This is a genomic window from Streptomyces sp. NPDC045701 (assembly GCF_056432045.1).
Genome location: NZ_JBWKJV010000054.1, coordinates 1 through 22,541 on the forward strand (window position 1 = coordinate 1; position 22,541 = coordinate 22,541).

Consider the following 22,541-nt stretch of genomic DNA (forward strand, 5'->3'; position numbering starts at 1 on the left):
CCGAGACCCGGGATCTGCTGGGGCGGGTGGAGAAGAAGACCGACAACATCACCGCCGGGAAGATCACCGGTGACCCGCAGGCGCGGACACTGCAGCAGGTGGAGTACTCACCGGACGGACTGACCGCCACCACCACCGACAGCGCCGGCCGCAAGACAGTCACCACGAACGATCTGCTGGGCCGGCCGGTGAAGGCGGTTGCCCCCAACGGCATGACACAGATCATGTCGTATGACGACGTGGCGAACACCAAGACCACGGCTATCCTCCCCGCCGGGGAAACCGACCCCGCCAAGGCAGTCACCACGACAACCGAGAAGCTGGACGACGCCGACCGCACCACCGCAACCACCACCCGCCACGCCGACGGCACCCCGGTCCCCGCGACCTCTCAGTCCTTTGACGGGCTGGGCCGCCAGCGCGTCACGGTGGCCGGGGAAGTCACCACCCGCCTTGCCTACGGTCCCGGCGGCACGGTGGACACCGCCACCCTTACCCCGGCCGCGCCCGGGGCGTTTCCCGGCGGTGAGGTCACTGCCGAGCCCCGGCAGGACCTGACCGGTGAACCCGTGGTGAAAACCCTCGCCTCCGGGGGTGACAAGCGATCCGGGACCACGCTGAAGCGGGACGACGCCGGGCGCGTGACCGAGGAGACAGACCCTGTCGGCGGCGTGATCACCACCCTCTACAACGGCCGGGGGGAGGCGGAGAAGGTGACCCACCCCGACGGGTCGGTCACCACTACCGCCCACGACCCGGCCACTGGGCGCGTAACCGAAATCATCACGGCGTCGGCGGACGGCAAGAGCAGGCAGGAGACCGCGTATACCTATGACGAAACCACGGGGCGTGTGCTGGAGGTATTCGACCCCTCGGACAAGGCCGGGACGGTCATCTCCTACACCTACAACGCTGACGGCAAGGTCACCAAGGTCACCTACCCCGACGGCAAGACCCTGACCCAGGAATTCGACGACCACGGCCAGCTGCTGGCATCAACCGACACCGCCAACGCCCGCACCGTCTACACCTACAACCCTGCGGACGGCCTGCTGAAGACCGCCAAGCAGACCGACGCCGGCGGCAGGGTGCTGGCTGAGGTCGCCTATAAGTATGACGGCCTAGGGCGAGCAGAGCGGGTGGAGCGGGGCAACGGGGTCACCACTGCTTACACCTTCACCGATGCGAGCCAGATCAGGACCGAGAAGACAACCCGCGCCGACGGCAGCCTGGTGACGGAGGCGGCCTATACATACGACTCGCACGGCAACCTTGTGACTCGGACTGACATCCGCCCCGCCGTCGACGGCACAGGCGCCGTGGTGAAAGACGGCCAGGGCGCCATCCAGAACGCTACGACGACTACTGCATACAGCTACGATGCCTTTGACCGGCTGATCCACTCGGTGGTGAAGAACGAGAAGGGCGAGCCGGTCACCGAGACGGCTTACACCCTCAACGTTTCCGGTGATATCACCGGGAGCGAGACGATCAGGAACGATCAGGGTGGAAAGAAAACAGTCACCGGTTACGACATCGACCCCGCTGGGCGTCTGCTGTCCATGACGGTCGGCGGAGAGAAGAAGACTCAGGAGTGGGACGAGGCGGGCAACCTGCTGAAGGACCACCGCGGCAACATCTGGACCTACAACACCCGCAACCAGCCCCTCACCGTCACCACCCCCGACGGCACCACGACCCGGTACGCTTACTGGGCTGACGGCAGCCGCAGGAGCGCCACTACTACGGCGGACGACAGCGATGCTGCGCTGGTGACCGGTTTCTACTACGACCCCGCAACTGGTGCCATCGCCAACGACACCCACACCACCATCAGCGGCGATGACACGCCGGTCACCGCTTCCTATCTGCAGGCCGCCACCCGCGAAGCACGCACCCTTACCGCGAGTAACGCAACAGGACCCGCCGAGGCCACAGGAGTGCTCCGGGAAGCCAGCGGCTACCTCCACCGCGACCGCCACGGCAACACCACCACCCTCACCACTGATGACGCCACCATCAGTGCCGCCTGGCACTACACCGACTACGGCCAGCACACCACCCCCCACCACACCACCACCATCCCGTCCCACAACCCCACTGTCCCCGCCACCGCTCCGGCAGCAGCAGTAACCCCATCCCCAGCCGTGGCTAGCGCCGCAGGGACTAACCCCTTCACCTATGCCGGCGAACACACCGACCACCGAACCGGCACCCAGTACCTGAAAAAGCGCCTGTACGACCCCAGCCAGGCTCGATTCACTACCCGGGACGAAGCCCCCCAGCACAATCGCTACGCAGCCTTCGACGCCAACCCAGTCATGAAGACCGACCCCTCCGGCAATATTGCCATCCCCGACTGGGGTCACTACCTCGTCTGGGGGCTGCTGACGCTCGCCGCCATCGTCTTCACCATCACCGGATTCGGTGGCCCGGCCACAGGCCTAGCTCTCGGCGGCTTGGCCCTGGACCTCTCCTCCGCCGCCCTTGACATCGCTGCCATGGCTACCGGACAACACGAACTCGAAGAGCCGATCAACTACATGTCTCTCGCCCTTGGCGGCGTGGGCGTGGCCCTGGGCTTCAGCGCTGCCGCACCTAAAATAGCCAATAAAATAGCCAAGGCGATAGGCAAGGCTTCCTCGAAGACACCTGCTCTGCCCACTGCGACACCTAAGGAGCTTGCAGTAAGCGACCGCCAGGCGAGAAACCTGCATGAGGTCCTCCCCTGGAATACAACTGGTCTCCGTATTACCACAGCGACACGGGAGCTGAAGAAAGGAAAGTATCGGCAGGCCGAGGCAGTGACCGCCTTCCAGGAATACCCCCGATTTAAACCCATGAAATTTGCGTACCTGGAGCCAGCCCCGGATGGGGAAAATGAAATTTACACAATCGGCGGTGAAGTGGACCGTATTTTGCAAGTTAAGAAGAATGAAAATGGCGAGTGGGTGGCGTATGCCAATTCGGAGGGGCGGGAAGTTACGGAGGTGCTAAATGTTGAAGAAGATGCAGAGCTTGTGGTGAAGGCTTGGGACAGGAATTCTAAAGGATTGTGGATAGAGGACATGAAACGGCTGGTAATCTTCAGTGACCAGGACGTCGTGGCGCCGGCAGCGGCCGCGCCGCGCCCCGGTGAAAGCGTGCTGTTGTGAAAAGCCCGGACTGAACCTTTTTCATCCTGAATAGCAGGTCGGTAGTGTGTGAACTGCTTGGACGATGGACCTGGCCCGGGTGCTGGCCGCCGTCGGCGTCACGGTCGTCGGCGTGGACCGCCCGGAGCGCAAGGCGCGCAGAATGCAGGGCAAGTCCGACCCGGTCGACGCCTGCCGCCGCGACGGCCGTGCTGTCCGGGCGGGCCACCGGCGTGCCCAGGAGCCGGGACGGTGTGGTCGAGGCAGTGCGTGTGCTGCGGCTCGCGCGCCGCAGCGCGGTCAAGGCCCGTACCCAGGCGATGAACCAGATCCGGGCCTGCTGGTCCCGGCCCCGGCGATGCTGCGTGAGCAGGTTGCGGGATGGGAGCGGGCCGCGCTGATACGCACGCTCGCCGGCTGCGGCCCGGCGACGGCCTGTCCCGGCCCCTGGCCGCGGCCAGGGCGGCGCTGCGGCGGCTGGCCCGCCGCCACCATGCGCCGGACGCGGAGATCGCCGAGCTGGACACCGAGATTGGCCCGCTGATCAGGCAGGTCGCCCCCAAGCTGCTAGTACTGCAATCTCACTTGTTTGTGGTTGAGTTGGGGTATGGGTGGGGTTGGTTGAGGAGTGGGACGGGGTGCTGGCGGGGTTGCATGCCCGGTTCGCGTCGCGTTTCGCCAGGTCGGAGCCGCGGGGGCGGGCGCTTGCGTATATGCGGGGGCTGATCGCTCCGTTGGAGCGGAAGAACGGCTGGACGCTGGCGGAGCGGGCCGGTGACCGGCTGCCGGTCGGGATGCAGCGCCTGCTGGGCGAGGCGGACTGGGACGCCGACGGTGTCCGTGACGACGTGCGGGACTACGTCGTCGGGACGATCGGCGACAAGAACGCGGTCCTGATCGGGGACGACACCGGCTTTCTGAAAAAGGCGTGCGCTCGGCCGGAGTGCAGCGGCAGTACTCCGGAACGGCGGGACGCACGGAAAATTGCCAGGTCGGCACGTTCCTGGCCTACGCCTCCGCCAGGGGGCGGGCGTTGATCGACCGGGAACTGTATCTTCCTGTGCCTTCCAATACCTGCGCATGATCGTCTGGCGTCAGGTCTTTGGATGGCTCCGGCGCAAACACCTCGGCACCGGGTGGAAGGAGCTCCGTCGCCGCTACTGCGACGGCGGATGGTGGCCGCACGACGGAGACGTCGTCCTGTTCAACCCGGGCTCGGTAGTCACCACGCGATACCGGCCTCGGCGGACGACCATTCCGTCGCCCTGGCCCAGCACGATCTGAGGAAAGCACCTGGTCAACGGGGCTTGTGGAGAGCCGGATGCGGGGTCAACTCGCACGTCCGGTTCGGGAGGGCGGCGTGGAGAAACGGGCTGGGAGGAATCCCAGTACCGCGCTCCGCGCCGACCCCACCACGACGTCGAGGTGCAGGACACGACCGGCCGCAGGCTGGCTGCGGCGCGGCTGCCGGAGGGCGTGGGGGGAAGGCATCGCGAAGCTGCACGTGCTGGCCGCCCGGCACGGCGGTGAGGGCCTGGACCCGGCGCGGGTGGTGGTGGGGACCGAGACGGACCGCGGGCCGTGGGTGCAGGCGCTGATCGCGGCCGGCTACCGGGGCTACGCGGGCAGCCCGGAGCAGGCGGCCCGGTTCAAGGAGCGATACGGAACCTCCGGAGCCAAGAGCGACAAGGGCGACGCTCACGCCCCTCGCCGACATAGTCCGCATCGACGGTGCCCAGCTGCGGCCGGTCGCCGGTGACAGCGACCAGGCCCAGGCCGTCCGTGTGGTGGCCCGCGCTCACCAGACCCTGATCTGGGAACGGACCCGCACCTTCCAGCGGCTGCCAAGCACGCTTCGCGAATACTTCCCCGGCGCTCTGACCCATCTACGCCGACCTGGAGCTGACCAGCACCGACGCTGTGGAACTGCTCGTCAAGGCGCCCGCGCCGGAACAAGCCGCGAGGGTGACGAAGTCGCACATAACGGCGGTTCTGGCCCGGCAGCGCCGCCATCACCGTGACCGGAAAGCCGCCTCGGTCCAGGCGGCGCTGCGCGAGCCCCAGCTCGGCCTCCCCGCCCAGGTCACCGCCGCCTACGCCGCTGCGGCGACCGCGCACCCGCGAGTGCTGATCGCGCTGAACGAGCAGACAGACGCGCTGGAAGCCGAGGTGAGCACCCATTTCGGGGCGCACCCGGACGCTGAGATCTACCTGTCGATGCCCGGCATCGGCGAGATCACCGGCGCCCGGGTGCTCGCCGGGTTCGGAGACGACCCCACCCGCTACACCTCCGCCAAGGCCCGCAAGAACTACGCCGGAACCAGCCCCATCACCCGCGCCTCCGGCAAGCTTCACTCCGTCCAGGCCCGTTTCGTGCGCAACGACCGCCTCGCCGACGCCCTCCAACGACAAGCCTTCTCCGCCATCAACACCTCAGCCGGCGCTCGCCGCTACTACGACAAACAACGCGCCCGCGACGCCGACTGCAACCCCGCCCTGCGCCAGCTCGGCAACCGCCTCGTCGGCATCCTCCACGGCTGCCTCAAATCGCGCACCCCCTACGACGAAGCCACCGCCTGGTCAACCACGCAACCATCCCCACCGCCGCTTGACACCACAACGGCATGGGATGTCTCAAGCGCTTCGTCGCCCGCGAGGTCTACCTCGCCCTGACCAGCACACAAACGGAACGAATCACTCAAACCGGCCTGCCTCCAGCGGCTTGACAGCCACAGGAGCATCTCACGTTCATCGTCAAGGCCGTCCTCCCCCTGGACAAGCAACGCTGAAGAAGCTCATTGGGAATCAGTAGACACTCCGGGGACGGACGGGGTGTATCTGTACCCGTGGAGGGGTCATGCCATTTTCATGGCCGGTTTGCCCGCGTCGAAGCCGGGTCCTTCCTCGGCCGTCTCCGGTGGCACGCCATCTCCCGGTGAGGTGACGTACAGGCAGAGCACTCCGTTTATCAGGAGCAGCACGGCGTAGATCCACATCAGGCCCTGGAACCCGAACGAGCTGTAGGACAGTGTCCCGATGAAGGGGCCGGCAGCGACGCTCAGGCCTGCGCCCAGGGTGTAGACACCCATCACCTGGCCGCTACGGTCCGGTGCTTGGGCCACCATCATTGCCGGCAGGGGTACGTACCCGGCGAGGCCCACTCCGTAAACGGCCACTGCCAGGGCTGCCACGGGAAAGTTGCTGCCTGCCGCCGCGGGCAGGTAGTAGCACATCAGGCATCCCAGGGCGCCGAGCCCGCCGCCGAAAAGGGCACAGGTCTTGCGTCCGCTCCAGCTGTCACCGAGCACCCCGAAGAGCAGGAGGGCTGCCAGGTTCGTGACCATCATGATCACGAGGAGTGCGTTCCATTGACTGTCACTGAAGCCGAGCTGTCGGACGAAGAACGGCATGAAGACCCATATCCCGAAGGAGGGCGTGGTGTTGATCAGGCGGATGACCAGGCTGATGCCGACCTTCGGCTTCTCGAAGAGGATCTTGAAGGTGGCTGCCAGTTCACTACGGGCGTCGCGCCCTGGGGCGAGCCCCGTCGCGCCGGTCTGTTCACGCAGGAGCAGGAGAACGATGAGCGAGCCGGCGGCGATCATGACTAGGGAGATCCAGAGTGTGGCATAGAAGCCGATCACCGGCATGGCCGCGGCCAACAGCAATGAGCCGAGGATGGGATAGCCAGCGCTGTAGGAGAACCAGAACCAGCCGACCGCTTTGCTGCGGTGGTTCCCTGGTGCGACCGCCATGATCCAGGACAGGAAGCCGTAGGCGAACATCGGATATCCGAAGCCGCGCAGACCATAGGTGGTCATGACGAGTGCGTAGTTCCCGGCTGGTATCGCGACTGTCAGCATGAGGACATGGAAGCCCGCCCAGAGGCCGGCCCCAGCAGCCATCACCCGCCTGGGGCCCCATCTGTCCGACAGCAGTCCGGCTCCAAGGAATGACCCGACGGCGGCACTCAGGCCGTAGCCGGTGATGATCGCCCCGGCGCCCGCCTCGGAGAAGCCGAGCTCGGTGCCGAAGTACTTCGACAGGTAGCTCGTCTCAACTCCATCGCCGATCATGAAGAACAACAGGCCGATGTATCCCCACATGAGTGCCGGCGGGATACCGGCCCTGGCCAGCAGGTGCCGGGACGGCGGTATCCGAGGGCGCCTGCTCACACCGATTCCGCCTTCGAGGGCACGACGTAAATTTTGCGCCCGGTGCCTGCCCTGAAGGTGGTTACGGCTTCGCCGAAGCCGTCGAGGCCGAAGACATCGCTGACCAGAGAGTCGAGGCTGAGTCCGGAAGCAAGGAGGTCAATGGCCGGCTGGAAACTGTGGTGCACAGCCATCGAGCCGATGATGTCGATCTCCCGGTTGTAGACGGCGAAGGGCGAGAAGGCAGCCACGCGCTGCGGGTCGGCTACGCCGAACTGGAGGAATGTGCCCCCCTTGCGCACCCGGGTCAGACCGTCCTCGATCGCGGCGGTCACCCCAGTTGCGTCGATGACTACTTCGAAGCCTTCTGGGCGCTCCAGAAAGCCGGCGTCCGCTGCCACAGCGTCTGCCGTGAAGGTCTTCGCGAAGGTGAGCCTGTCGTGGTTCGGGTCCACCATCGAGACCGAGGCGGCCCCCGCCGCCCGTACCAGGGCCGCCATCATAAGACCCATTGTGCCTGCACCGTAGACAAGGTAATGCGCACCGGGCTGGCGTGGCAGGCGGCTCAGACCGTGAACCGCACACGACAATGGCTCTACCAGGCCCGCAGCCGCGTCTGACAGGGAATCAGGCAAGGTATACACGCAGGCGGCCGGGACCGCGACAAGCTCGGCGAAGCCACCGTTGCGGGTCACGCCGACGGCACTGTAGCGGTCACACAGGTTCCCGCGCCCGATACGACAGTAGGGGCAGAGACCGCACGGCATGTTCGGATCGACCGCGACCCGGGCTCCCAGCTGCAAGCCGCTCACCCCCTGTCCCAGCGCGACGACGTGCCCGGTCAGCTCGTGCCCCGGGATCAACGGATAGCTCACCGACGGCAACTCACCGCCGAGGATGTGCATGTCCGTGCCGCACAGGCCGCACGATGCCGTCTCGACGACCACCTCACCCGGACCGGGCACGGGATCTGCGACCTTTATCACCGACCACATGCCGGGGCCGCTGACTGCGACTGCGCGCATCGGATCTCTCCTCACTTCCTCGTGGGCTGGCCGTGACAGTACTGGGACGTAAACGCTTACGCAAGCGTTTACGTCCTGCGGGCAGTCAGGTAGATTCCTCCCTCAGAACACGCCAGACCGAGGGCAGGAACACGGGTGACAAAAAGCAGAAACGGCGCAGAGCCATGGCCACGATGACCGACGTGGCCCGGCGCGCAGGCGTTTCCGTGGCGACTGTCTCCCATGTCGTGAACGGCACCCGCCCTGTACGCCCGGCCACGAGGGACGCCGTTCGCACCGCCATGGAGGAGCTGGGCTACATCCACAACACCCTGGCCAGGTCCCTGGTGACTTCACGCACAACCTCGATCGGACTCGTGGTCTCCGCGAGCAGCAACCCCTACTTCACGGAGATCTTCCAAGGCGTGGAAAGGGCCGCCCTCACCTACGGCTACAGCCTCCTTACCGTCGACCCTCACGACCGGCCGGAACCCGAGCTCAAAGCGGTCAGGGTGCTGCACGAGCGCCGCGTCGACGGCATGATCATTGCCCCGTCGGCGCGCCCGGCCGCGATGCTCGACCACCTCCAGCGCTGCCAGATACCCGCAGTTTTCGTCGACCGCCTCGTCAACGCCACATACGACCAGGTGTGCGCAGAGAACGATGTCCCCATGGCCCAACTGGTGACACACCTGGCTGCCTTGGGCCATACCCGCATCGGCCTCATCACGGGCCAGCCAGGACTGAGCACCACCACGGAACGACTCGCCGGCTACCAGCAGGGCCTCGAACAAGCCCACCTCACCTACGCCCCCGATCTCGTCATCAGCGGCAACTCCAGCGCCGAAGGCGCCGAGCAGGCCACCCGCCAGCTACTCAGGCTCACCCCCCGGCCCACAGCCATGATCACCGCCAACAACGCGATGACCATCGGCGCCCTTCGAGCGCTGCGTCGTGCACACGTGCCGGTTCCGGACCAGATGGCGCTCACCTGTTTCGACGACTTCTCCTGGTCGGACATCTTCGAGCCACGGCTCACCGCCATCTCACAGCCGAGCCGTGATATCGGCGCGACCGCTGTGCGGCTACTGCTTGACCGGCTGTCCGACCCCGACCGTAAGCCGCGCACTGTGCGCCTGCCCTGCACCTTCGTGCACCGCGCCTCGTGCGGTTGCACCACCTGACCCGCATCCCGCAGACGGACGCTTCTTCACGCCGTGGACGCACCAGAAAGGCTCCCAACCCATGATCGTCATCGCTGGCGAAGCCCTCATTGACCTATTGCCCGCAGAACCCGCCGTCACCAACCGGCTGCCCACGCTGATACCCACGCCGGGCGGCGGACCCTACAACACAGCCGTCGCCCTCAGCCGCCTCGGCTCAGCCACCGCCTTCTGCTCCCGCCTGTCGACAGATCACTTCGGGAACGCCCTGCTGCAAGGCCTCATGGTGGACGGAGTGGACACCTCGCTGGTCCAGCGAGGTCCGGAACCAACCACACTTGCCGTCACACATATCAACACCGACGGATCCGCCACTTACAGCTTCCATGCTGAGGGGACCGCGGACCGGCTCTTCCGCCTCCCTGAAGCACTGCCGGAGTCAACTCAAGCGGTCTCTTTCGGTACCTGCTCCCTGGTTCTGGGACCAGGAGCCAGCGCCTATGAACAACTCATGCGCCGTGAATCCGCCAGCGGGCTGTTCATCACCCTCGATCCGAACATCAGGCCCAGCCTGATCCCCACACCGGACGCATACCGAGCCCGGTTCCGCTCCTGGCTGCCGGCAGTCTCCCTCCTCAAGCTGTCCGAGGAAGACGCCATATGGCTCGCCCAGTCCGACGATCCCATCGCCGCCGTCAAGGAGTGGCTGACCACAGGACTCCGCGCTGTCGTGCTCACCCGGGGAAGCAACGGACTCACTCTCATGACCAGGGGCGGCATCGCACTCTCCGTCCCCGGCGAACAGGTGACCGTCACCGACACCATCGGTGCAGGTGACACAGTGACCGCTGCCCTGCTCCACAGCCTCCGCACCCACGGGGCACTGACCTCAGCACCGCAGCTCGATGTGGACCAGTGGCGTGACATCCTCACCTATGCGGCGCGGGCAGCAGCAATCACCTGCACACGAGCCGGGGCACAGCCGCCCTACTCATCGGAACTGGCTGGAGGGGTATAAAGACCGTGTCCTGTATGGGCGGAGCCGTTTTTGAAGCAGCAGATGACTGCGGCCAGTCCGGGAAGAGCCAGGCAGTTGTCTGGTCTCCGCCGTCGCGTGGTCGAGCCGGCGGCAGCCGGCCAGCCAGGACTTGGTGCGTTCGATGACCCTCGGCCGAGCCGCTCGCCGGACTCGGCTCCCTTGCGGGCCATCCGGACACCGATGCCCTTGCCTCACAACCATCGCTGCAGGTAAGGCACGCCGCAGGGAGCCGAGCCTGCGAGGACTGCCTCGCCGGACCCTGGCAGGCAACGCATCTCCCGCTACAGCCTGAGACCGTCCGACCCCAGGATTCGGACGGGACGTGCTCGCCCGCACCGAAGACACGACCACAGTCTCCTGTCCGCATGCGCCGATGGCTCGTCGGCTGCGACGGCGCGGCGAGAGCGGCTGCTCCATGTCGCCTGGTGGAACTCGCCACCCGGATATGTCACACGCGATACCGCGCCCTCGTGGCCGGCGCGCTGACCATGACCGCGCCCATTCTCCCTGGCGGATCGGCCCTGCCCTGAGCCCGCGCGTACCTTCCCCAGCACCTGGCGCCAGGACCCTGCCCGCAAACGTGAAGCTTGGTGACGCTCGACCAGATTGTGACGTCCGTAGTCCGCGAGCGGACACAGGCGGCGCTCCGGCAAGAGCGGTCATCGTTTCCACATCACCAGCAGACGGTAACACCCGGCGACGGCTACAGGGCAGCCGGGAACCTAAACGTCACTTTAGTGCAGGTGAAAGGGAGTATAAAAAAGAGGGTGGCCGTGCATAGTGCCGACGAGACGGGATAGCCGATTTCAAGCACTTCAACTGCGTAGAAGGGATAAGCGAATGCGGCAGTCAGCGAAAGCGTCACTGGTAGTTATGGCCACCCTGAGTACGCTGGGCTCGGCAGTAGGCAGCGCATCGGCCGCGGCTGTGACCCCGCCACAGGGCGGGCATGCCTTCATCTCACCCGTTGGCGGCGGAAACATTATACGTCCAGGGGAGAAGCTTTCGGTTTCAGGGACGTGCCCGGCTGGAGGTACCGAAGTAATCTCGGTCACGTCTCCGGCGTTCATAGATGGAAAAGCCGTCCTGGGCAAAACAGATCCGTTTGCCTTTACGGGGCGTGCCGTGGTCCCTGCGGCGGCAAAGGCCGGACAGTATTCGGTCAACGTGCGGTGCGGCAGCGACCGTGGGGCCAGCAGCTTTTCCGTTCCCTTTACGGTTTCTCCCCGTGTTTCACTCACGGCAGCGGCTGATCATAAGCAGGTCAGCCCTTGGCAGGAATTCAGGGTCACCGGCAAGGCAACCGGGTTGGCGCCGGGTACGCGCCTCGTCCTGCAGCAAGAGCAGCGTGGCCGGTGGGTCACTCTGCCGGCTCAAACGCAAGTGACCAGCAAGGGGAGCTACTCTCTGCGCGTGAAGCTGGGCATCCACGGCCTGAATAAGTTGCGGATGACGGGGCCCAACGTTGTTTCCAACACCATAAGCGTCTCTGTCGCAAAATAGGGACCGGGATAGTCCGATCACGACAGTGCAGTGGGGACGCCGCCGTTGGCAATAAGACGGCGGCGTCCCCAGACGCGGACCAGTGGCGCCCCTCAGCTTACGTGCGACCGCGGCTGAGGCAAGATCGCCGATGAGCCAGCGGCGCTGAGCGGGTGTCTTTGGCGGTGAGAACCTGCGTCAGGGGCTATCGCGCAGGGTAACGACGGGCGCGGTGCGGGGACCGTCCACCGTGCACTGGTAGCGGCCCCCGTCGCCGGTGACTTGGCAGCTCGTCGCTGCGGGAAGACCACTGAACGGGCCGCGGGTCTGGACGGAGAACGTGGCGCCGCTGTTGTCGTTGATCCTGTAGACAACCGCTGGCCCGGGGCTGGGAGAGGGGCCATTCTGACCCGGCAAGATTCCCCTCCACCTGTGTGTTTCGCCGGGACCGATCGTTTCCCCCGGCACAGGCTGTGGGTCTCCGAAGGTGCCCGTCTGCGGTAGGGTGCGGGTGATTGTGATAGAGCTTGCGCTCTGGTTGCGCACGGTGACGTTAAAAGACGTGACGGGCGTTTGCTGCCCGGTCGACTCCCGAGCGACCTGCTCACTGCCCGTGATGTGTCCGCTGCCGCTGAGGTGCTGATCGTCTCCGACCAGGTGGTTATCGTCCTCAGCGTGGGCGTTGATGATGGTGATGTCGTTACCGGGATCGATGTCGTCGGCGTGCGCGTGCGCGATTCCGGCACCGGCTGCGAGGAGTACCGAAATAGCTCCCGCGCCAAGGCGCAGAGACGTCTTCACTATCTTCTCCTTTCAGAGATTCTGCAGGCACCCTAGAGACGCTGGATCGATTTTGTCTGCAAGCAGGCTAAAAGTGGGCGGTGCGTTCATCTCAATATTTAATCTGGTTTTTTCCTCCCTGTTCCCCGGCCGGGCCAGGGGCGGTATTTGATACTGCAGTTGAATTCGTGATGCCGGTCAGGCGCCCGTGGTCAGGCCGGTGCCGGTCAGGCATCTGTCGGCCAGGTCCGGGCGGTACTGGCTTTCTGAGCCGGCGTTTGACGGCCCGGGGATCTGGCTGAGGCCGACTGCGGTGAGGTTGCCGGGTGTTGCAGCCGGCCCGCGACCAGATGCCCTCTTGGGGGTTCAGGTCCGGTGAGCAACCCGGAAGCTGGAAGACGGTGAGCCAGTCGGTGACCCGCGGCCAGGTCTCCTTCCACACCCCGGCCGCCGCGTCGTCACGCCCGGCCGCCCGCCGGGCTGCTGTGAGGGCCAGCCGTGCCGCTTCAGCAGCCGCCATGTGCCCTCCACCGTGCAGTTCACGCGGAACACGCGGCGGCCGGCCAGCGTCCTGATCCGCGCCAGTACCCACCGCCGGCCGGCCCAGCCGTGGACCGATCGGCCCGCGCTCCAGCTCCCCTTCCAGCCCATCGCGATCTACGCTTCGCTGAGCCCCGGACGCCCCGGCGATCCCTTCGACAGGACCCCGCTTTGCCGCACTCGCGCCACTGGCGGCACCACTCCACGGACCGCTCACTGATCCCCGACCCGCAGAGGTCTCCCTATTCTTCCACCCGCGTTCCACGCCCTGCAGCCGCGCCCCTTCCCTCTCCCGCAGCTTGACCGTGTGTTCGCCGCGTTTGGGTGTTCTGCGGAGGTGCCTGCCAGGAGCGGCCGTGCCGTTTCAGCGCGCCACACCGTCGCCACCGGCAAACTCACTTTCAGCCGACGGCAGATGCCGTCTGGACCCCGGGCAGCCATCCACCTCGAAGCCGTGCGCTGGCGGGCCTTGCCGAGTTCCTCCTCCAGCACGGCGAACTGGCCATGACGTGGCCTGCGCAGGCCGCTGCTGACCTTGCCGGAGTCGCGTGGGACGGGGGCGGGTCCGGCGACGCCGGAAAGCCGGCGGGGGCTGCCGTACATGAGCCGGTCCCGGCCCCCGAAGGGTGGCCGGGACCGCGTTCATGTCACCGCCGGTCATGGCGATGTACTCGGCTCCCAGCAAGTCGCCGATGCCGGGGCATGCTCGTGATCACTTCTGCGTCGCTCGCGAAGCCGACCCTCGATGAGCGCACTGACCCGGGGAAATCTCCTCAGCGAGGGTCATCACGTCCCTGGCCGGGGCGTGGACCATTCTGGCTGCCGTCTTCTCCCCGATGACGGTGGCGAACGGCGCCTTGGCGGCGGCCTTCACGGAGTTGCAGCCCTTGCGGTTCTTCAGCCAGGCCGTGAGGCGGACCCCGGCCGGTACGGCGCAGGCCGGCCGGGGTCTGGCAGCCCGTCCGAAGCAGCTCCGTCTCGCTGTTCGCCACCCGGCGGGAGAGTACCTTGGCGCCGTCTCTATCGATCACGGTGCAGTGGTGTTCGGCCTCGCCCGCCTCTGTCCCGGCCCGCAGTCCAGGTCCGGACCTCCTTCGTCGTGTCCTTCGGGGCTGTCCCGGCAGGCGGCCTTGCCGTCACGTCCATACGAGCGATCCGGTTCGCGTATCCCAGTGGGCAGCCGAGCCGTCGCGCAGTGCCGGGCGGGCAACCCCTGCGAGCCACAAACGGCAAGATCATGGCAGCCATACCGGCACCCCTGGGTGTCCCAATCTGGCGAATGCCCGGGATCAGCCCGGAACCAAGGTAGGGATCATGAAGCGACAGCACCGGTCACAACTGCAAAGCTCAGCAGTCTCCTGTCCCAGCGAGATCTTGCTGGACGCCTGGCCGACGACCCGGGGCACGCCCCTCAGGCCAGCCCCAGGCGTGCCAGGCGGACGAACCGCATACCCGCGCGACGCCCCGGAGGCAACGCTGAAGACTCAGTCATCCATACAGCCGGCGTAGCTGAGGGAGCGGCGATGCCGTTGCGGCGTTGAGCGCCCGTGACGCCGTCATCGCTGTGCCCGCCGCGCCCACGTCCAACCGGGTAGCCTTAAGCTGCCCTCGTGGGGAAACGGTGCGCCCAGCAAGAATGTCTGGTGTCATATGGCTGAGCCACTGATCAGGAGGAAGCGCATGGTTCTAGCAAGAATGGTTGCCCTTGCAGCTCTGTCTGCTCTGACATTCACCGTAGGCTGCACCGCTGACTCTCCTGAAGACAGCGCGACCGCATCCCCCGAGGCCAACTTCCTGGGCATCGACACCGCCGGAGAGGGAACAGAGCCAGATACGAGCCATGCCGGCGATGCTGTGTCACCGCTCATTCTCAGGCTCGTCGCTCCCGACCCACCGCCCGTCAAGGGGACAGACCGCAAGTACCATGTCGCCTACGAGCTCGAAGTACTAAATGCCTCTCCGCGCCCTGCCAAGCTGACAAGAATCCAAACAGTTACGGCAGATCGGTCACGTAAAGTGTTGGGCACGCTCGCCGGTGACCAGATCGTCGCGCGTTCCCTAAGGGTCGGTCCCGTTCCGGAAAAATCGGAGCCAATTACTGAAATTGCGCCCGGAGAAACTGTACTGGTTCTCATGGACGACGTGTACAGCAGCCGAAAAGCTGTACCGGCGCGATTCACCAATAGAGTGGACGCCACGTTCTCTGCCGTGCCGGCCGGGCAAAGTGGTTTCGCTAAAGTCTTTCCTGCAAAAATCTCGCAACTTAGTGGGATTATTGCTACGGGGAAGAGGGAGCCGGTGCGGATTGGGGCGCCGTTGAGGGGGGCGGGTTGGGCCGCTATCAACGCTTGCTGTTCCCTCTCGCCGCATCGTGGCTCAATGCTACCAATTGGGGGCCGCATCAACGGCGCCGAACGCTATGCCGTTGACTGGGTCAGGCTGGATCTCGCGGCAAAACCCTTGATCGATTTGCCCAAAAATTACGTCGCCACCTACAAGGGAGATCCTGAGAAGAACGAGAGCTACCTTGCCTACGGGCAGTCTGTACATGCTGTTGCGGATGCCACTGTTGTAAGGGTGGTTGGAGGAAAGAAGGACCTCCCCCCCATGGCCCCGCCGCCCGACTTGCCGATCTCCGAGATGGGAGGAAATTATGTGATCCTCCGTCTTCAGGATGGAGAATACGCCTTCTATGGCCATCTCCAGCCTGATTCGGTGAAGGTTAGGGCAGGGGATCGCGTTAAAGAAGGTCAGCAAATTGCTCGAGTCGGGAACACCGGGAACTCCACCCAGGCCCACCTTCACTTCCACGTCATGAGTGCCCCCTCGCCGCTGTCGGGTGATAACCTGCCGTTCGAAATTGAGTCCTTTCGCTCCCTTGGCGAACTCACCGGTGCTGGCCTCAGCGGCAAGACACAGCCAGGCGGCCAGGCGACGGATGAGATCCCGCTGCTGGGAAATGTTGCGGCCTTCCGGTAACGGCAGCATGAAGACTTGTCGGCATTGTGGCGCGAGCGCTTCTTGCCACTTGAGAGTGTCCCTGCAGATTTCCTTCGCGGGGAACTCGCCTCCCAACCACTGCGCTGGCCATGCCGTCGAAAGGCATCCGAGGGCTCGTTGCAACACGTGGTCGGTTTCTAGGCCGCGAGGAGTTTAGCGAGGCGCTCGGCTGGGGTTTCCCAGCCGGGCGTTTTGCGCGGGCGGCGCGGTTGAGCTGGTCGGCCAGGGATGCGAGTTGCCAGGGGCTGGCGGGGTCGCAGAAGCAGACGGCGATGTCGGCGGCGGGGTGAAGTCGCGGTGGCGTCCCGTCCCGCTTCCGTGGTCCAAATGCCAGCGAGCCTTCAGTTGGGCCGGGGTGTCCGGCGGTGGCCACCAGCGCGTCGCGGACGGCCTCGGCGCCGTGATTGGCGGCAGGTGGATGAGCAGGACCCAGCAGGACCAGCGCGTCCTGCCCGAAAACCGCCGCGAGCCGTTCCCGCTTCGCCTTCGAGGCCGTAAGCGTCCAGCCCTCAACCCGCTGCCCGTAACGGTGGGCGAGTTCGGGCACGTCCACCACACCGGCCAGCCAGGACGGCGCGAGCGCCTCAAGGGCTGCTGCACCGCTCTCCCCGGCCAGCTCCAGCCGGTCAGCCGGTTCAAGTCCTGGACCGCGCTGATCACACGGGCCGAACCGGTCCGCTGTTCCCGCCCGCCGCCACCGGCCACGCCTCCCGGCACTGCTCCAGCAGCCGTTCGAAGAGAACCCGCTCCATGCCGTGCTCCACCAGGCGGGCATGGAACTTCGCCACAACCCTGAAATCGAAGCCGGCGTCCTCCCGCTCCATCCCCGCCGCGTACTTCCAGCCGAACGCCCGCACGGTCATCGCCGCGGCCTGCCGATCAGGTTCTCAGCGCACGGCAACACCGTAGCAGGGATAAAACCCCTGGAGACAGTCCCGGAGTCCCGCAGCCGCCGACCGCGTCTGTCCCTGAAGACCTCCGGCGAGCCGGTCCCGCACCCGGATCGGCAGACTCCCGTCCGGAAAGCGGCACGAGCCACCGTCACCGTCCGCCCGGAACCGACGGCAACCCCTCCGGCCGCGACGACACCCACATCACCTCCCACGACCGCACGACGAAGAAGCGACCGCATGAAAGATCTTCCACCCACTCACCAGGGCCACTCCGGAATTGAGCAACAGAGTCCAAAGAAGCATCCGAAGCGGTGGCTATGCAGCCGCATTGTCATCGCTTGCCTGGACGAGCAGCTCGCGGGCCCGATGAGCGCTCAGGCCGAGACGTCCGAGGGCTTGGGTCTGGCTGAGTCCGAGACGGGCGAGGAAGTCGAGCTCGTGACGGAGGAGTTCAGGGCTCCATGTCGCCTGGTGTCCGGCGTTGCGGTCGCCATTGGGCCTGGTACTGGGACAGTCGATTGTGTCGTCATCCCAAGCCAGGGGCGGCGCCCAGCCCTTTGAAGAAGCCCGGTGCCGGGCGAGGACCGAGGGACCCGGTCGGTGGGACAGCTGAACCCAGGCGGCCAGGATCGCTCCCCGGGCGGCGGCTGTACTCACCCGGCCATTTGCGAATTCAGCCAGCGTCTTGGGCGATGCGGTGCCGGCCTTGCCGATCATGCTGAGGGTCCAGCCTGCCGCACACAGAGCCCGCAGTCTCCGCAGCAACCCGATATCGGTGACGTGAGCGCGGCGCGGGACAGCGGGCGGAGGCAGTTCGGTCAGAGCGAGAACCCGGCTGGCCACAGTGGCGTTGATCCCGCGCCGGGGGTTACGCGCATGGTCAATGAGAGCCGAGGTAAGAGTACTGGCGTTCACCCTCGCGGTCTGGGCGATGAGAGCGCAACTGGCTCGGTCGTAGCGTAGTTGCAGACCGCGAATGTGCTCGACGACGGGTTGACAATCCACGGTATCGCTGCGGCGCGCGACGGAGCCGGTCAGGGGTATTCCTTCACCGAGGGCAAGGAGCTGCTGGGCGGCTGCCTGCTGGATCCGGCGGGGCTGGCCGGACTCCACATCTCGCAAAGCGACCGCGAGGGTGCTGGGCGACATTCCGGCAGCCCTAGCCACAGCTGCCTGGGAAAGTCCGGGGTTCGCAGCGAGCAGTGAGCGTACGTGGTGCATCGCGGCAGCAGCATCTGTGGAGCGTCCGCCGTATCCGCGTTCCCGGTGCGGCAGATCGATCGGTTGTACAGCCAGCAGCCGCTGCCCGACCGTGGCAGTGACTGTGCGGGAACTGCCTTGCTCCTTCTGCGCATCATGGAGGAGCGACTTGAGGGTGGAGGAGGCGACGCCGGCGTGCCGGGCGATGGCCGCCACAGGCAGATTAGGACGCTGGGCGATCAGATGCTGGACGTGCCCCGCGACGGGGCCCGCAGCAATATGGTCGGCGCGCATGCAGAGCTTTCCGGAACTGGCAAGTTGGGTGGACTGGTGGACACATGCTGTCTTGGGCATTGCGAGCTGTGGTGGTTTCCAGAAACGGATGGGGTGGTCCGCGCAAACGGGCAGGCGGTACAGCGCCCCGCCAGCGGTGGGGCTGCTGGCACGCTCCGGGCTGCCGCCGGGCCGGGCGTGCATCAGGCGCCGGGCAGCGAACTCGGCACCGGCGGCTGCATGCCGTTTGACGCGGCCAGCTTATGACAGCAGTTCTACGGCGGTAGCGGCGGGGCCTGATACCAAATGTCCCGGGGTCACCTCCGGCGGCTAATGTCCTCCAGGTGGCCGTGCACCGATATGGCACAGGCGTCCTCCGTCTGGCCTCTCCTGCCCGGCCGAAGGGACTGGTTGAGGCCCTGCGCAGGTGATGTTCTCCGCGTTCGTCCCGAGATTTTTGCAGGTGAAGGACCACGTGAGGGTGTTTTGCTGGTGGTATGAAATGACGGCCATGGGGTACAACGGGCGGTAGCTTCCGATCTAAGAAGCCGGGACCCCAAGCACCCTGGGCGTCTCCTACGTGAGCTTAAGGACGCATGAGTATGGCCAGCGGCACCGTGAAGTGGTTCAACGCCGAGAAGGGCTTTGGCTTCATCGAACAGGAGAACGGGCGGGACATTTTCGCTCACTACTCGGAGATCCAGGGCAACGGGTACCGCGAGCTGATCGAAGGTGAGCGTGTCACATTCGATGTCGGCCAGGGACCGAAGGGCCCGCAGGCGCAGAACATCGTCCGCGGCTGACCTGGTCTGCCGCGAGCTTCAGACCTCTTCGGTGACAGCGATCGCGCGCTTCGGCGGGCCCGCCGACTGTGTTCCCGCAAGGCCGGACCGCTGGGGCCCGGCAGCCGGTGCGCCCGGGTGAACCTGCGTGCCGTCGCACGGATATCGTCTGCGCTGGGTCGGATCCGCTGTGACGGGCATTTGAGATCGGGCGTTTTGGGCTCCGGAGGTCATACAGAGGATGGGGGCAGAAGCCGCGTCCTCGGTGCTCGTTGACTCCGGAGGTCAGGGCCGGGATCCGCCGGGCTGTGCCGACGAGGTTGACGGTCGGTCGGCCAGGTCGCCAAGGACTTCGGCCTGACCGGGGGACGGCAGTGCCATACTGGGCCCGCCATGCCCAGGCCGCGCAGGTGAGCGAAAGGGCCTGGTCGGCAGCGAACGCGAGGAGCTGGCCCCGCAGCGGCGGGGGAACCGCCGCTTGCGTGAGGGCGCCGGCATCCTGCGGCGTGCGACGGCTTTCCGACGCAGACCCGGTGAACGTGGACCTATCGAGGCGGAGAAACGGCAGGTCACAGCGTCAGAAGGGACGTGTCGGCCGTCTGGATACGGGAAAGCAGCATGCTCCACGCCCCACCCGCTGACCAGCGCCGATGGCGTTTGTAGACGGTTTCCCGCGGACCGAACCGCTCCGGCAGGCCCCGCCACTGGACACCCGTCCGCACCTGGTAGAGCACCCCGATGATCACCACCGCACTGTCACCGGTCTCCAGCCCCGGCTGTCACCCATGGCCGGTCCGCGTGACCGGCGCGGGAAGAGTCACCCGTTCGTGAACGGGTGACCTTACGGCCTGCTCGGCGGTACTGACCGGCGCGAAGTCGTTTGCCGCCATCGGACAGTGGGCTTCGCGCGCTCAGCAGAACACGCTGACCCGACCCGGCGCCCGCACCGCGACGGCCTTCAACGCGCGGATCGCGCCGAGCACGGCGACCATCCGGCGCGTCATCAACACCACCTGCCCCGGCAGGCTCGGTGATCTGCAGGGATACGAGCCAGCCAAAACCGGCACCCTCACCGCGGACGGCAAGAGCGTCCGCGGATCGCGCAGCGACGACGGCCCGGCCGCCCACCTGCTGGCCGCGATCACCGGCAACGGCATGACCGTCAGCCAGCCGCGGGTCCAGAAGAAGACGAAGGAAATCACCTGCTTCGCCGGCCTACTGACGCCCTTCGACCTGCGGGGAGTCACCGTGACCGCCGACGCTCTGCACGACCACGCCCGCTTCCTCGTCGCGACCAAGGAAGCGCACTACGCGCTGACCGTGAAGCGGAACCAGGCCGGCCTGCACGAAAGCCTACTTACCCTGCCCTGGGAGAAGGCCACCCGGAAGCAGCACGACTGCACCCAGGGCCAGGGCCGCAAGGAGACGTGTGGTCCAGGTCCTGACCGTCGACGACCTCGACTCCCCACGCCGCCCGGCCGCCCGAGTCGTCCGCCACCGCACCGACCACAAGAGCGGCAAACCCAGCCGCGAGACCGTCTACGTCATCACCGACCTGACCAGCCGGGAAGCCACTCCACAGCGGCTCGCTAAGATCGTCAAGTTGCAATGGGTGACCGGAAAGCGGCTCCACTTCATCCCCGACACCGCCTTCACCGAGGACGACTCGAAGATCCCTACCGGGCACGGCCCCGCCAACATGGCCACCCTCCGCCGCTTCCCCACCATCAACTCCGCGCCGTCGGCCACACCAGCATCGCCGCCGGACTCCGCGAGATGTCCTACGACACCTTTCGCCGCCCACTGGCCCTGCTCAGGGCTCAACCGACGTGCACAGATACGTGCACAGTCAGACTTTGAAGCCGCCCAGACGGCTCTCGCCGGCACAGACCTGATTATGAACGGCTGACCGACATCGCGAATTCAAGTCAAAGTACCTCCCCGGGAACCTCATGTCCCAGTCTCCAGGTGTCCATGATCGATCAAGGGCAGGCTTCACTGAACATCCTTGCCCCCTCGCCATGACAGCTGCATTCCATGAGCGAAGACTCTGCCCGCATGCCAAAGCGCAACTGCAAAATTAATTTCTCTTTATTCAGCGGACTGTGTGTCTGCTCAACTACATAAATTGAGCCACTCGATCGGTGGAACGCGGAGAGACCCTGCCATGGGTCGGTCAGTTGATGCCGCTATGCCCTGATACGGAGAATTATGGACACTGTTAGAACCGAAATACACGTTGGAACCGAAATACACCAGGGAGAAACATGCTCAGGTTTGCTCGTCAATCTCTGCTCGCTACAGCGGCCGCCGGTGTAGCGGTAGCAGCGTTCGCTGGAAGCGGCACCGCCCATGCCGCCGCAGGAAACGTCTGGGAACGCGTGGCCGCCTGTGAGAGTGGCGGCAAGTGGAATATCAACACCGGGAATGGTTTCCACGGCGGTTTGCAGTTCACTCCCTCCACGTGGGCGGCATTCGGTGGCAAGAAATTCGCGGCCTCAGCGCACCAGGCAACCAAGGCCCAGCAGATTCAGATAGCAGAGAAGGTTCTGAAAACGCAGGGTCCCGGAGCGTGGCCGGTTTGCTCAAAGAATGCGGGGCTCGTTCGCTGATGGAAAAGAGACCTGGAGACTGAAGACCGTAAGGTCCGAAGGGGACAGCATCACCGCGAGATATTGATATGCATGGGCTGGTAACTGGCATGCCCGCTCCCGCTGCTCCCGCTGCTCCCGGAGCAATGCTCGAAATCTGTGGATCGGCCCGGGTGGGGTGCCTCGCGGGATACGGAGGGCGTACCTTCCCGGGTGATCAACTCATGGTCACCGAGCAGGCCCGCGTTCGAGCGCGGGCCGGGAAGGCACGCCCGTGCTCAGCGTAGTCACCGAAGACGGCTCTGCCGAGACCGGTACCTGTCTGATCGGCGAGATCGTGCGGGAGGGCGCGAGGCGGATGCTGGCCGCCGCGCTGGAGGCGGAGGTGGAGCAGTACATAGCCGGCTCGCTGGCCGGCGTGATGAGGCCGGCCGCCGGCTGGTGGTCCGCAGGCGGCCGGCACCGGCCCCGGGTCGGTGACCACGGCCGCCGGGCCCATCGAGGTC

16 protein-coding genes and 6 pseudogenes are annotated in these 22,541 nt (G+C 65.8%); 14 read left to right on the forward strand and 8 right to left on the reverse strand.

Going from position 1 to position 22,541, the window contains the following annotated elements:
- The first annotated feature begins 26 nt into the window (after positions 1-26).
- From AC07DW_RS29665 to AC07DW_RS29675, 3 genes and pseudogenes are all read left to right on the forward strand, one after another.
- Complete coding sequence (locus tag AC07DW_RS29665) at positions 27-3,155, forward strand: RHS repeat protein (protein ID WP_478860765.1); 3,129 nt, start codon at positions 27-29, stop codon at positions 3,153-3,155.
- A 596-nt stretch (positions 3,156-3,751) separates the two neighbouring features.
- Positions 3,752-4,194 (forward strand): annotated as a pseudogene (locus AC07DW_RS29670) (IS701 family transposase); the annotation flags it as partial.
- Between the two features lie 365 nt (positions 4,195-4,559).
- Positions 4,560-5,807: pseudogene (locus tag AC07DW_RS29675) on the forward strand (IS110 family transposase).
- Positions 5,808-5,989: 182 nt separating this feature from the next.
- Here AC07DW_RS29675 and AC07DW_RS29680 read toward each other — a convergent pair.
- Positions 5,990-7,309 (reverse strand): MFS transporter, encoded by a 1,320-nt coding sequence (locus AC07DW_RS29680; protein ID WP_478860766.1) that lies wholly within the window; start codon positions 7,307-7,309, stop codon positions 5,990-5,992.
- Positions 7,306-8,313, reverse strand: coding sequence for a zinc-dependent alcohol dehydrogenase family protein (locus AC07DW_RS29685; protein ID WP_478860767.1), 1,008 nt, complete (start codon positions 8,311-8,313; stop codon positions 7,306-7,308). Before AC07DW_RS29685 ends, AC07DW_RS29680 begins: the two co-directional genes overlap by 4 nt.
- A 164-nt stretch (positions 8,314-8,477) precedes the next feature.
- Here AC07DW_RS29685 and AC07DW_RS29690 point away from each other — a divergent pair, with 164 nt between their 5' ends.
- From AC07DW_RS29690 to AC07DW_RS29700, 3 genes are all read left to right on the forward strand, one after another.
- Entirely contained in the window at positions 8,478-9,476 is a 999-nt protein-coding gene (locus AC07DW_RS29690; protein WP_478860768.1) for a LacI family DNA-binding transcriptional regulator, read from the forward strand.
- Positions 9,477-9,537: 61 nt separating this feature from the next.
- Positions 9,538-10,473, forward strand: coding sequence for a carbohydrate kinase family protein (locus AC07DW_RS29695; RefSeq protein WP_478860769.1), 936 nt, complete (start codon positions 9,538-9,540; stop codon positions 10,471-10,473).
- 894 nt (positions 10,474-11,367) lie between these two features.
- Entirely contained in the window at positions 11,368-11,997 is a 630-nt protein-coding gene (locus AC07DW_RS29700) for a hypothetical protein (protein WP_478860770.1), read from the forward strand.
- A gap of 177 nt (positions 11,998-12,174) precedes the next feature.
- On the opposite strand, the gene AC07DW_RS29705 is transcribed toward AC07DW_RS29700, so the two are convergent.
- Together AC07DW_RS29705 and AC07DW_RS29710 are read right to left on the reverse strand one after the other, a co-directional pair.
- Positions 12,175-12,777, reverse strand: a complete 603-nt coding sequence (locus tag AC07DW_RS29705) for a hypothetical protein (protein ID WP_478860771.1) — start codon at positions 12,775-12,777, stop codon at positions 12,175-12,177.
- Between the two features lie 447 nt (positions 12,778-13,224).
- Positions 13,225-13,594 (reverse strand): annotated as a pseudogene (locus AC07DW_RS29710) (winged helix-turn-helix domain-containing protein); the annotation flags it as partial.
- Positions 13,595-14,946: 1,352 nt separating this feature from the next.
- On the opposite strand from AC07DW_RS29710, the gene AC07DW_RS29715 reads away from it, so the two are divergent.
- The gene (locus AC07DW_RS29715) at positions 14,947-16,275 is read left to right on the forward strand and encodes a M23 family metallopeptidase (RefSeq protein ID WP_478860772.1); all 1,329 of its coding nucleotides are present in this window, start codon (positions 14,947-14,949) and stop codon (positions 16,273-16,275) included.
- 158 nt (positions 16,276-16,433) lie between these two features.
- On the opposite strand, the pseudogene AC07DW_RS29720 reads toward AC07DW_RS29715, so the two are convergent.
- The 3 genes and pseudogenes from AC07DW_RS29720 to AC07DW_RS29730 form a co-directional block, all read right to left on the reverse strand.
- A pseudogene (locus AC07DW_RS29720) lies at positions 16,434-16,728 on the reverse strand (IS30 family transposase); the annotation flags it as partial.
- A gap of 224 nt (positions 16,729-16,952) precedes the next feature.
- On the reverse strand, positions 16,953-17,159 hold the full coding sequence (locus AC07DW_RS29725; protein WP_478860773.1) for a hypothetical protein: 207 nt from the start codon (positions 17,157-17,159) through the stop codon (positions 16,953-16,955).
- Between the two features lie 345 nt (positions 17,160-17,504).
- Positions 17,505-17,906, reverse strand: coding sequence for a hypothetical protein (locus tag AC07DW_RS29730; protein WP_478860774.1), 402 nt, complete (start codon positions 17,904-17,906; stop codon positions 17,505-17,507).
- Between the two features lie 261 nt (positions 17,907-18,167).
- Between AC07DW_RS29730 and AC07DW_RS29735 the strand changes: the two genes are divergently transcribed.
- The 3 genes from AC07DW_RS29735 to AC07DW_RS29745 all read left to right on the forward strand — a co-directional run bounded on the left by AC07DW_RS29735 (position 18,168) and on the right by AC07DW_RS29745 (position 19,465).
- Positions 18,168-18,395 carry a hypothetical protein gene (locus AC07DW_RS29735; RefSeq protein ID WP_478860775.1) on the forward strand — a complete coding sequence of 76 codons (228 nt, stop codon included), beginning with the start codon at positions 18,168-18,170 and terminating at the stop codon, positions 18,393-18,395.
- A 60-nt stretch (positions 18,396-18,455) separates the two neighbouring features.
- Positions 18,456-18,929: a hypothetical protein gene (locus AC07DW_RS29740; RefSeq protein ID WP_478860776.1), complete on the forward strand. Its 474-nt coding sequence runs from the start codon at positions 18,456-18,458 to the stop codon at positions 18,927-18,929.
- Between the two features lie 335 nt (positions 18,930-19,264).
- Positions 19,265-19,465, forward strand: coding sequence for a cold-shock protein (locus tag AC07DW_RS29745; RefSeq protein WP_478860777.1), 201 nt, complete (start codon positions 19,265-19,267; stop codon positions 19,463-19,465).
- A 548-nt stretch (positions 19,466-20,013) separates the two neighbouring features.
- Here the strand turns inward: AC07DW_RS29745 and AC07DW_RS29750 are convergent.
- Positions 20,014-20,190 carry a transposase gene (locus AC07DW_RS29750; protein ID WP_478860778.1) on the reverse strand — a complete coding sequence of 59 codons (177 nt, stop codon included), beginning with the start codon at positions 20,188-20,190 and terminating at the stop codon, positions 20,014-20,016.
- 142 nt (positions 20,191-20,332) lie between these two features.
- On the opposite strand from AC07DW_RS29750, the pseudogene AC07DW_RS29755 reads away from it, so the two are divergent.
- The 4 genes and pseudogenes from AC07DW_RS29755 to AC07DW_RS29770 all read left to right on the forward strand — a co-directional run.
- A pseudogene (locus AC07DW_RS29755) lies at positions 20,333-20,809 on the forward strand (ISAs1 family transposase); the annotation flags it as partial.
- Between the two features lie 64 nt (positions 20,810-20,873).
- Positions 20,874-21,353 (forward strand): hypothetical protein, encoded by a 480-nt coding sequence (locus tag AC07DW_RS29760; protein WP_478860779.1) that lies wholly within the window; start codon positions 20,874-20,876, stop codon positions 21,351-21,353.
- Between the two features lie 358 nt (positions 21,354-21,711).
- Positions 21,712-22,056: a transglycosylase family protein gene (locus AC07DW_RS29765; RefSeq protein ID WP_478860780.1), complete on the forward strand. Its 345-nt coding sequence runs from the start codon at positions 21,712-21,714 to the stop codon at positions 22,054-22,056.
- A 253-nt stretch (positions 22,057-22,309) separates the two neighbouring features.
- Positions 22,310-22,541, forward strand: a pseudogene (locus tag AC07DW_RS29770) (IS256 family transposase); the annotation flags it as partial.

Coding starts and splice junctions, on each gene's coding strand:
- AC07DW_RS29685 (WP_478860767.1), bottom strand. CDS start 8,313: ATGCGCGCAGTCGCAGTCAGCGGCCCCGGCATGTGGTCGGTGATAAAG.
- AC07DW_RS29690 (WP_478860768.1), top strand. CDS start 8,478: ATGGCCACGATGACCGACGTGGCCCGGCGCGCAGGCGTTTCCGTGGCG.
- AC07DW_RS29695 (WP_478860769.1), top strand. CDS start 9,538: ATGATCGTCATCGCTGGCGAAGCCCTCATTGACCTATTGCCCGCAGAA.
- AC07DW_RS29700 (WP_478860770.1), top strand. CDS start 11,368: ATGGCCACCCTGAGTACGCTGGGCTCGGCAGTAGGCAGCGCATCGGCC.
- AC07DW_RS29715 (WP_478860772.1), top strand. CDS start 14,947: ATGGCTGAGCCACTGATCAGGAGGAAGCGCATGGTTCTAGCAAGAATG.
- AC07DW_RS29725 (WP_478860773.1), bottom strand. CDS start 17,159: ATGACCGTGCGGGCGTTCGGCTGGAAGTACGCGGCGGGGATGGAGCGG.
- AC07DW_RS29730 (WP_478860774.1), bottom strand. CDS start 17,906: ATGATCGGCAAGGCCGGCACCGCATCGCCCAAGACGCTGGCTGAATTC.
- AC07DW_RS29745 (WP_478860777.1), top strand. CDS start 19,265: ATGGCCAGCGGCACCGTGAAGTGGTTCAACGCCGAGAAGGGCTTTGGC.
- AC07DW_RS29765 (WP_478860780.1), top strand. CDS start 21,712: ATGCTCAGGTTTGCTCGTCAATCTCTGCTCGCTACAGCGGCCGCCGGT.